Genomic DNA, 8,681 nt, shown 5'->3' with positions numbered 1-8,681 from the left:
GCTCGAACCGGGCGCGGCTGTCGCCGACCAGCAGCGCCTGGCCCGCCAGGCCGGGCAGCAGGAGCAGCGCGGCGCCATCGGCCGTGGTGGAGGCGGCGAAGCGATTGGCGGCCGTGATGCCATCGGGCCCGCCGAGCACCACCACCCGCAGGGCCGCCGCCTGCACCAGGCCGCGGGCCAGGCCGCGCGCCGCGCGCATGGCGAAGCTTGCCGCGGCACCCTCCTCGGGTCCGGGTGCGAGAAGCGTCGCATCCTCCGGCACCGCCGTCGCCGCCCCGACAGCCCGGGGCAGCCCGATGGGCGCCGCCAGCGTGGCGCCGAGGAATGCCCGGCGGGTGGCACTGCGACCTCTCATCCGCCTGCCTCCGTCCGATGCCGGGGCAGCTAAGCCGCCCGATTGGGGCGAAACGGTGGCAAGACGCGATGGCGGGGCCCCGCGCCCGCCCGTCAACCCGACCCGCCGGCGGTCACGCCGGCCGCGCGCGACAGCGCATGCAGTGTGCGGTCCACCAGGCGTGGCAGCGTCTGCACAACCTGCGCCACTCCGTCCGGGTCGCCTGCCGCGGCGGCGCGTTCCAGCGCCGTCCCGGCCTCCCGCAGGGCGGCGGCACCGAAGGTGCCGGCGGCGGATTGCAGCGCGTGCGCCTCCTGCTCGATCGTGGCGAGCGGCGGGTGCTCCGAGAGACGGCGCAGCCGCGCCAGCGTCTCGGCGGCGAAGACGCCGATCAGGTCGGGCAGCCGTCCGGGCCCGACGGCCGCCCGCAGTTCCTCCAGCGTCTCGCGCACCAGCAGTGCGTGCGCCGGGCCGGGCTCCGCGGCCGGGGCGGCCGCGCGGGGGCGGGTCGGCACCGCGGCGAGCAGTGAGGCCACGGCGCCGAGCAGCCCGGCACGGTCCACCGGCTTGGTGAGATGTGCGTCCATCCCCGCCGCCAGGCTGCGCTGCACGTCGCCCGGCATGGCGGAGGCGGTCAGCGCCAGGATGCGCACGCGTCCCGCTGGCCCTTCCAGGGCCCGGATGCGCCGCGTCGCGCCGTAGCCGTCCAGGCCGGGCATGCGCACATCCATCAGGATGGCGTCGTAGGACCCGCTGGCGGCAGCCTCCACCGCGCTCTCGCCGTCGCGCACCAGGTCAACCTCGTAGCCGGCCTTCCGCAGGATGGCGGCGGCGACCAGCTGGCTCGCCTCGCTGTCCTCGGCCAGCAGCAGGCGGGCGAAGGGGGCATCGCCGGCCAGCCGCCGCGCCGGCAGTTCGGACGCCGACGGCGCGGGCAGGCCGGGGGCATCGTCGGCGGCCGGGCGAAGCGGCAGGTCGAAGCGGAAGACGCTGCCGGCGCCGGGCTCGCTCTCCACGCCGATCTCGCCGCCCATCAGCCCGACCAGGCGCCGGCAGATCATCAGGCCGAGGCCCGAGCCGCCATGCCGCCGCGCCGTGCCGGCATCGGCCTGCTGGAAGCGGCGGAACAGGCGGCGGCGGAGCTGCGGCGGGATGCCCGCCCCGGTGTCGCGCACCTCCACCTCGATCCGCGGCCCGTTGCGCGCGACCTTGATCTCGACGGCGCCGGCGGCCGTGAACTTGATGGCGTTGTCCACCAGGTTCATCAGCACCTGCCTGAAGCGCCGCGGATCGCCCATCACGCGCGGCGGCAGCGCCGCATCCAGGCTTGCCGACAGGCGCAGCCCCTTGTCGGCGGCCGCGGCGGCCTGCAGCGACAGCACCTCCCGCACCGGCTGGCCGGGGTCGAAGGCGATGTCCTCGAGCTCGAGCTTGCCGGCCTCGATGCGGGAGAGGTCGAGCAGTTCGTTCACCGTCCACAGCAGCGTCTCGCCGGACCGCCGCGCGGTCTCGGCATAGGCGCGCTGCTCCGCGTCGAGCGCGGTGTCGAGCAGCAGCGACAGCGTGCCGAGCACGCCGTTCAGCGGCGTGCGCACCTCGTGGCTGACGAAGGCGAGGAAGTCGGACTTCTCGGCGCTGGCGCGTTCCGCCGCGCGGCGGGCCACCACTTCCGCGCGCTGCGCGCGGCGCGCGGTCTCCTCGGCCTTCACGCGCTCCGTCACGTCGTGCTGGATGCCCATGAAGTAGAGCAGCCGGCCCGTGGCGTCGTGCACCGGGGAGATGTGCAGCTCGTTGACGAAGCGCTTGCCGTCGCGGCGGTAGTTCACCAGCCGCACATCGACCGGCCGCGCCTCCGCGATGGCCTGGCGGATCGCGAGCACGGTCGTGGGGTCGGTGCCCGGGCCCTGCAGGAACCGGCAGTTGCGCCCGATCACCTCGGCCCGCGGATAGCCGGTGATCCGGTAGAAGGCGGGATTGGCGAAGACGATCGGGCAGTCCGGCAGGTTCGGGTCGGAGATGACGACGCCGGTCGGCGCCGCCGCCACCGAAGCGGCCAGCGCCTCCGCGAAGCGCGCGGCTTCCGCGGCGGCGGCCTGCTGGCCCTCCGCCGCGTCCGCCTCACTCGTCGTAGGCGACGAGCGCTTCGAACGGGACATCCAGGCGCTCCCGGCCCTTCAGGAAGGTCAGTTCGATGAGGCAGGCGGCGCAGGGCACCACGGCACCGGCCTGGCGCAGCAGGGAGATGCCGGCCGACATCGTGCCGCCGGTCGCCAGCAGGTCGTCCAGCACCACAACCCGCATGCCCTTCTGCACCGCATCCGCCTGCATCTCGATACGGTCCGTGCCGTATTCGAGCGCGTAGTTCAGGCCGATGGTGAGCCCCGGCAGCTTGCGCGGCTTGCGCAGCATGACGAAGCCCAGGCCGAGTTCGAGCGCCAGCGGCGCGGCCACCAGGAAGCCGCGGCTCTCGATGCCGGCCAGCACGTCCGGCTTGTGGGGCGCGATCTTCTCGGCCAGGCGCGCCATGGCGGTGCGCCAGGCTGCGCCGTGCCGCAGCAATGTGGAGATGTCGTAGAACAGGATGCCGGGCTTCGGAAAATCCGGGATGCCACGGATATGCTGCCTGAGGTCGATGCTCGGGTCGGCTTCGAGCCGCGAGAGCGGCGCAGGACTCGGTCGGTCGTTCATCGTGCGGGTCGCGCGGCTCCGATCGGGGCGTCGGGAAAGCGCACGCACCCGACGCCCTGCGCGGCCCGCGCAGGCGCCCCGAGCCGCTCGCCTTCCTCGCCGCCGAAGCTACGCCCGGCGGGGGCGTGGCCGCAACGGGTACGGTCCGGAGGGCTTGGCGGTCCCGCCAGGGCAGGCCACATCGCCGTCATGCCGCGACCGATCATCGCCCTTCTCGCCGGAGTCCTCGGCTTCCTGGCCTATGTCGCAGTGGTGGTGGCCATCGCCGACTGGGTGCTGCATCTGCACTGGATCGTGCAGCTCGCCTATTTCGTGGTCGCCGGCATTGCCTGGGTGCCGCCGGCGCGCGCGCTGATGTTCTGGGCGGCGCGCGCCGGCTGAGACGTCCGGTGACCCGCAAGGCCCGACCGTCCGATCGGGTCGCCCGACAGGCCCCGCCGTTCAGAACGGGCGGGTCAGCGTCGCGACCACCCGTGTGCCGCAGATCTTCTGCCCGCCGAAGCATTCCGCATCGTTGATCGTCGCCTGGCTCACGGTGACCGCGCCGATCACGCCGAAGGCGATCTCCCGCGACAGGGAGGCGGAGAAGACGCCGTAGTCCGGCGCGCCCCAGGCGCCGTCCTGCGGGCGGTTCACGCTGGGGAAGTTGCGGTCGATCCACTGGTAGCCGGCGCGCAGGCCGAGCGTGAAGGCCAGCGGCAGCGTCACGTCGAGGCCGCCTTCCAGGTAGAAGGCGTTGCCGGACTCGAAGTTGTAGTTCGGTGACCAAGCGAACAGGCCGACCAGCTTGAAGGGCTCGAACTCGTAGCTGGCGCGGATGTTCGCCTCCCACCACGCCGCCTCGAAGCCGCCGGGCGGCTTGTCGTAGCCCGGATAGCCGAAATAGGTGGCGCCCACGTCCAGCTTCACGCCCGCAACGCTGAACCGGTAGCCGAACATGCCGTCCACCTCCTGACGGATGTTGGTGCCGGCGAAGTTGGCGTTGGAGACGAAGGCGCCGACATAGAGGCCGCTCTCGTGCTCCACGTCGAGGGTGAGCTGCACGGCCGGGCGTCCGCGGGTCTGGCTGATGCCGCGGAACAGGTAGTCCGTGGTGGCGGCCGGGGTGGTGGTGATGGTGAGGCCGAGGCTCTCGACGGTCTGCTGCGCCGAGGCGGCTGCCGGCGCGAGGAGGGCGGCCCCGACGATGGCGACAACGCCCAGAGTCTGTGCAGGATTCATGGATGCTCCTTGGAATGCGAGGTGTTCCGCGCGATGCGGAGCAATCGTCACGCCAGCGGAAGGATCATGACTGGGATGTAATGCGTCGTGTATGCACGCGGCTCGGTAACGAAAAAACCCCGCCAGGGCCTGCCCTGGCGGGGTTCACGCGCCGCGCGCGATGGTCGGAGTGAGAGGATTCGAACCTCCGGCCCCTGCGTCCCGAACACAGTGCTCTACCAGGCTGAGCTACACTCCGGCACGGCACCTCCCAGCGGGCGGCGCGCTATCCGGCAACGCGGCGAGGCGGGCCGTATAGCGAAGCCCCCGCGAGGCGGCAAGCCGGGTCACGTCCCGTAACACGGCGGCCCGTTGCCAGCGCACCGCTTCGCTGCGAGGGTGCAACGCCCTTCAGGAGATCGTGCATGAGAGCTTGGGTTCTGGCCGCGGCCGTTGCCGCGACGGTGGGTTCGGCTGGCCTTGCCTTCGCGCAGGGCAATGTCGTCACGGAACGGCGCGCCGGCTTCCGCGAGATGGGTGGCCATATGGAAGCCATCGCCGCGGTGGTGCAGTCGCGCGGCGACCAGCGACAGATCGCCGCGCGGGTGGACCAGATGCTGCCCTTCTACCAGTCGCTGCCGAACCGCGTGCCGGCCGCCAGCCTGACGCCGCCGCTGCCGCAGGGCACGCAGGACGGCCAGACCCGCGCGCTCGCCGCCATCGAGGCGAACCGCGCCGATTTCGGCACCCGCAACCAGAACATGATCGCCGCGCTCGGCGCGCTGAAGACCGCGGCCGAGGCGGGCAACGTCACGCCCGACCTGCTGCGCACGACGGGCGGCACCTGCGGTGCCTGCCACCAGCAGTACCGCGCGCGATAAGGAAGGCGGCGGGCGCTACTTGCCCGCCACCACCACCATCGCCGGCTTCAGCAGCCGCCCGTGGAGCGTCCAGGCCGGCGTCCAGGCCTGGATCACCGTGCCGGGCTCCACACCCTCCGGCGCCGGCTGCTCGGCCATGGCCTGGTGCAGTTCCGGGTCGAAGGGCTTTCCCTGCGCCTCCACTTTCTGCACCCCATGGCGTTCCAGCACGGCGACGAAGCCGCGCTCCACGCCCTCGAAGCCGTTGCGCAGCTTGGCCAGCAGTTCCGGCTCGCCGTCCTCGGCCGCGGGCAGGCTGTCCAGGCCGCGGCGCAGGTTCTCGGCCGTTTCCACGACATCGCGGGCGAATTTCTGCACGGCGTAGAGCCGCGCCTCCTCCGCCTCGCGCCGGGCGCGGGCGCGCAGGTTCTGCATCTCGGCCTCGGCGCGGAGCCACTTGTCGCGCAACTCCGTCACCTCCGCCTCCAGGGCGGCGAGCCGCTCGGACTCCGTCGCGGGCGGCGCGGCTGAGGCGTCAGGCTGGGCCGGCGCCGCCTGGTCGGTCGGGTTCTCGGTCTTCTCGCTCATGCTCGTCATCGGGGAAGGATGGGGAAGGCCGCCCGTCGGGCGGCGCAGGCTCCCCACCTAGGCGCGACACGGCGCCGGGACAACCCGGCCCCGGTGGCCGGGCCTTCCGGGACCCGGCCTGGGCTGCTAACGCCCGCGCATGCTGCGCAGCGTCGCGACCGTCGGCGGCTGGACCATGGCCAGCCGCATCCTGGGCTTCGCCCGCGACATGCTAATCGCGGCGAAGCTGGGCGCCGGCCCGGTGGCGGACGCCTTCTTCGTCGCGCTGCGGCTGCCCAACCTGTTCCGCCAGCTCTTCGGCGAAGGCGCCTTCAACGCCGCCTTCGTGCCGGCCTTCGCCGGCACCTATGCCGCGGACGGCCCGGAGCGTGCGCGCGCGCTGGCCAATGCGCTGGCGGGGCTGATGACGCTGTTCCTGACGGGCCTCGTGCTGCTCGGCATCGTCTTCATGCCGCAGCTGCTGTTCGTGCTGGCGCCCGGCTTCGTGGGAGAGGCGCTCCGCTTCCCGCTGGCCGTCGAGTTCACCCGGATCACCTTCCCCTATCTGCTGTTCATCTGTCTGGCCGCGCTGGTCTCCGGCGTGCTGAACGGCATGGACCGCTTCGCGGCCGCCGCCGCCGCGCCGGTGCTGTTCAACCTGGTCGCGATGGCCGCGCTGCTCTGGCTCACGCCCTTCGTCGCGACGGCCGGGCACGCGCTGGCCTGGGGCGTCGTCGTCTCGGGCCTGCTGCAGCTCCTGATGCTGCTCTTCGCGGCGCGGGTCGCGGGGATGGCGATCAATCCGCTGTCCCGCCCGCGCCTGACGGGCGACGTCACGGCGGTGCTGCGCCGTATGGTGCCCGGCCTGATCGGCGCCGGCGTCACGCAGCTCAACCTCGCCATCGGCATCGTGATCGGCTCGCTGCTGCCGGAAGGCGCGGTGAGCTTCCTCTACTACGCCGACCGCATCGCCCAGTTGCCGCTCGGCGTGATCGGCGCGGCGGTCGGCACGGCGCTGCTGCCGCTGCTGTCGCGCCAGCTGCGGGCCGGCCAGGCGCTGTCGGCGCATCGCAGCCAGAACCGCGCCATCGAGCTGACGCTCGCCTTCGCGCTGCCGGCCGCCTTCGCCCTGGCGGTGGTGCCGCATCCCATCATCAGCGCGCTGTTCGAGCGCGGGGCCTTCGACGCGGCCGCCGCCGTGGCCACGGCGCAGGCGCTGGTGGCCTATGCCGTCGGCCTGCCGGCCTTCGTGCTGGTGAAGGCGCTGACGCCCGGCTTCTTCGCGCGCGGCGACACGGCGACGCCGGTGAAGGTCGGGCTGGTGGTCGTGGCGCTCAACCTGGCGCTGAACCTGATCCTGACGCGCTACCTGTCCCATGTCGGCATCGCGCTCGCGACCTCGCTCGCGGCCTGGGTGAACGTCGCCGTGCTGGGCTGGCTGCTCACGCGGCGCCGGCGCCTCGTGCTGGACCGCCGGTTGCGGCGCGCTGTCCCGCGCCTGCTGGCGGCGGCGCTGGCAATGACGGCGGTGCTGGCGATGCTTCAGGCGATGCTGTTCCCGCTCGAATCCGGCTGGGCGCGGCTGATCGCGCTGGCGATGCTGGTGGCGGCCGGGCTCGGCGCCTATTTCGGCACCGCGCAGGCGATCGGCGCGCTCGACCTGCGCACCACGCTGCCCATGCTGCGCCGGCGGCGGAGCTAGCCTCCGATCACCTCGACGCCGCGCAGCCCGGCCTCCAGCAGGGCCCGCAGGTCGCGCGGCGCCAGCGCCACGCAACCCTCGGTCGGGCGGTAGTCCGGCCAAGCCTGGTGCAGGAAGATCGCGCTGCCGCGCCCGCGCTCCACCGGGTCGTCGTTCCAGCCCAGCACGCCGATCACATCGTAGAGGTGGTCGTCCCGCCACAACTTCTCGTGCGAGGCGTCGAAGGGCAGCCGCACCGGGCGGTTGTAGGACCGGTGCGCTGGGTCGTCGCACCAGCCATCCTCGGGCGCGATCGGCTCCACCGGCACGGCGCAGCGCGGCGGCGGGCCGCGATCCGCGCGGAACAACACGCGGCGCAGCGCCATCCGGGCCGCGGGCGTGGCGCCATCGCCCTCCCGCTTCTCCGTGGCCGGCCGCACACCGCCCTTGCCCAGGGCGCAGCGCAGCACGAGGCCGTCGAACACCAGCCGGCCTTCCGGCAGGACGCGCGCGAAGCCCGCCTCAGCCGGCGCCATCAGGCCAGCAGGTGCCCGAAGCGGCGGGCCTTGGTCTCGAGATAGGCGTCGTTCACCCCGTTGGCGGCGAACTGGTGCGCCTCCCGGCCCTCGACGCCGATCCCGCAGGCGGCCAGTCCGGCCAGCTTGTCGGGGTTGTTGGTCAGCAGGCGCACGCGGTCCACGCCGACCGCGCGCAGCATCTCGGCCGCCACCCAGAAGTTGCGTTCGTCGGCGCCGTAGCCCAACGCACGGTTGGCATCCAGCGTGTCGAGCCCCTGGTCCTGCAGCGTGTAGGCACGCAGCTTGTTGACGAGGCCGATGCCGCGGCCTTCCTGAGCGAGGTAGAGCAGCACGCCGCCCGCCGGATCGCCGGCCATGCGCTTGATCGCGCCGCGCAGCTGCGGGCCGCAGTCGCAGCGCAGGCTGCCCAGCAGGTCGCCGGTGAAGCATTCGGAATGGACGCGGGCCAGCGGCGCCCGGCCCTCCGCAAGGGCCTGCTCGGGCTGGCCGACCAGGATGGCCAGGTGCTCGATCCCGCCATCGGCAGCGCGAAAGGCGACGATGCGGGCCTCTGGCGCGTCCTCCAGCGGCACACGGGCCTCGGCGACGCGGGCCAGGGTGGTGGCGGCGGTCACGGGATAGGCCAGCACCTGCTCCGCCGTGACCGACAGCAGGTCCAGCCGCGCGGCCGCCGCATCCGACGCCGGGGCGACCACCAGGGCGGGCAGCAACCGGGCCAGCTTGGCCAGCGCGACGGCGGCCGGGGCGAGCGCCGGCGACGCCACGCGCTCCGGCTCGGCCGGCAGCAGGCGGTCGGCGGTGGGGTCGGCCAG

The 8,681-nt window shown here is 73.3% G+C and carries 9 protein-coding genes, 1 tRNA gene and 1 pseudogene; 3 read left to right on the top strand and 8 right to left on the bottom strand.

The genetic code is table 11. The features are described from left to right. The 3 genes and pseudogenes from OZN99_RS19145 to OZN99_RS19135 all read right to left on the bottom strand — a co-directional run. Positions 1–355: pseudogene (locus tag OZN99_RS19145) on the bottom strand (hypothetical protein); the annotation flags it as partial. Positions 356–447: 92 nt separating this feature from the next. Next, positions 448–2,490, bottom strand: coding sequence for an ATP-binding protein (locus OZN99_RS19140; protein WP_270936865.1), 2,043 nt, complete (start codon positions 2,488–2,490; stop codon positions 448–450). Next, positions 2,453–2,968 carry an adenine phosphoribosyltransferase gene (locus OZN99_RS19135; RefSeq protein WP_270936866.1) on the bottom strand — a complete coding sequence of 172 codons (516 nt, stop codon included), beginning with the start codon at positions 2,966–2,968 and terminating at the stop codon, positions 2,453–2,455. The genes OZN99_RS19140 and OZN99_RS19135 overlap by 38 nt, the downstream gene beginning before the upstream one ends. 243 nt (positions 2,969–3,211) lie before the next feature. On the opposite strand from OZN99_RS19135, the gene OZN99_RS19130 reads away from it, so the two are divergent. Then, a complete protein-coding gene (locus tag OZN99_RS19130; protein ID WP_270936864.1) occupies positions 3,212–3,403 on the top strand; it encodes a DUF2842 domain-containing protein in 192 nt (63 codons plus the stop codon). A gap of 60 nt (positions 3,404–3,463) precedes the next feature. Here OZN99_RS19130 and OZN99_RS19125 read toward each other — a convergent pair whose 3' ends face one another. Both OZN99_RS19125 and OZN99_RS19120 read right to left on the bottom strand, forming a co-directional pair. Further along, a complete protein-coding gene (locus OZN99_RS19125) occupies positions 3,464–4,243 on the bottom strand; it encodes a TorF family putative porin (RefSeq protein ID WP_270936863.1) in 780 nt (259 codons plus the stop codon). A 161-nt stretch (positions 4,244–4,404) separates the two neighbouring features. After that, a tRNA-Pro gene (locus OZN99_RS19120) sits at positions 4,405–4,481 on the bottom strand. Between the two features lie 166 nt (positions 4,482–4,647). Between OZN99_RS19120 and OZN99_RS19115 the strand changes: the two genes are divergently transcribed. Further along, on the top strand, positions 4,648–5,103 hold the full coding sequence (locus tag OZN99_RS19115; RefSeq protein WP_270936862.1) for a c-type cytochrome: 456 nt from the start codon (positions 4,648–4,650) through the stop codon (positions 5,101–5,103). 15 nt (positions 5,104–5,118) lie between these two features. Here the strand turns inward: OZN99_RS19115 and OZN99_RS19110 are convergent, their stop codons facing one another. Further along, a complete protein-coding gene (locus OZN99_RS19110) occupies positions 5,119–5,670 on the bottom strand; it encodes a nucleotide exchange factor GrpE (protein WP_270936861.1) in 552 nt (183 codons plus the stop codon). Positions 5,671–5,809: 139 nt separating this feature from the next. On the opposite strand from OZN99_RS19110, the gene murJ reads away from it, so the two are divergent. Next, positions 5,810–7,351: a murein biosynthesis integral membrane protein MurJ gene (gene murJ / locus OZN99_RS19105; protein WP_270936860.1), complete on the top strand. Its 1,542-nt coding sequence runs from the start codon at positions 5,810–5,812 to the stop codon at positions 7,349–7,351. On the opposite strand, the gene OZN99_RS19100 is transcribed toward murJ, so the two are convergent. After that, positions 7,348–7,866, bottom strand: a complete 519-nt coding sequence (locus OZN99_RS19100) for a L,D-transpeptidase family protein (protein ID WP_270936859.1) — start codon at positions 7,864–7,866, stop codon at positions 7,348–7,350. The two genes, murJ and OZN99_RS19100, sit on opposite strands and share 4 nt — an antisense overlap. After that, the coding region (locus tag OZN99_RS19095) for a GTP cyclohydrolase II (protein WP_270936858.1) at positions 7,866–8,681 on the bottom strand (816 nt) is incomplete at its 5' end. The genes OZN99_RS19100 and OZN99_RS19095, both read right to left, overlap by 1 nt.

The organism is Falsiroseomonas oryzae (genome assembly GCF_027856955.1).
GTDB lineage: Bacteria > Pseudomonadota > Alphaproteobacteria > Acetobacterales > Acetobacteraceae > Falsiroseomonas > Falsiroseomonas oryzae.
This window is presented reverse-complemented; position numbering and strand designations above follow the sequence as displayed.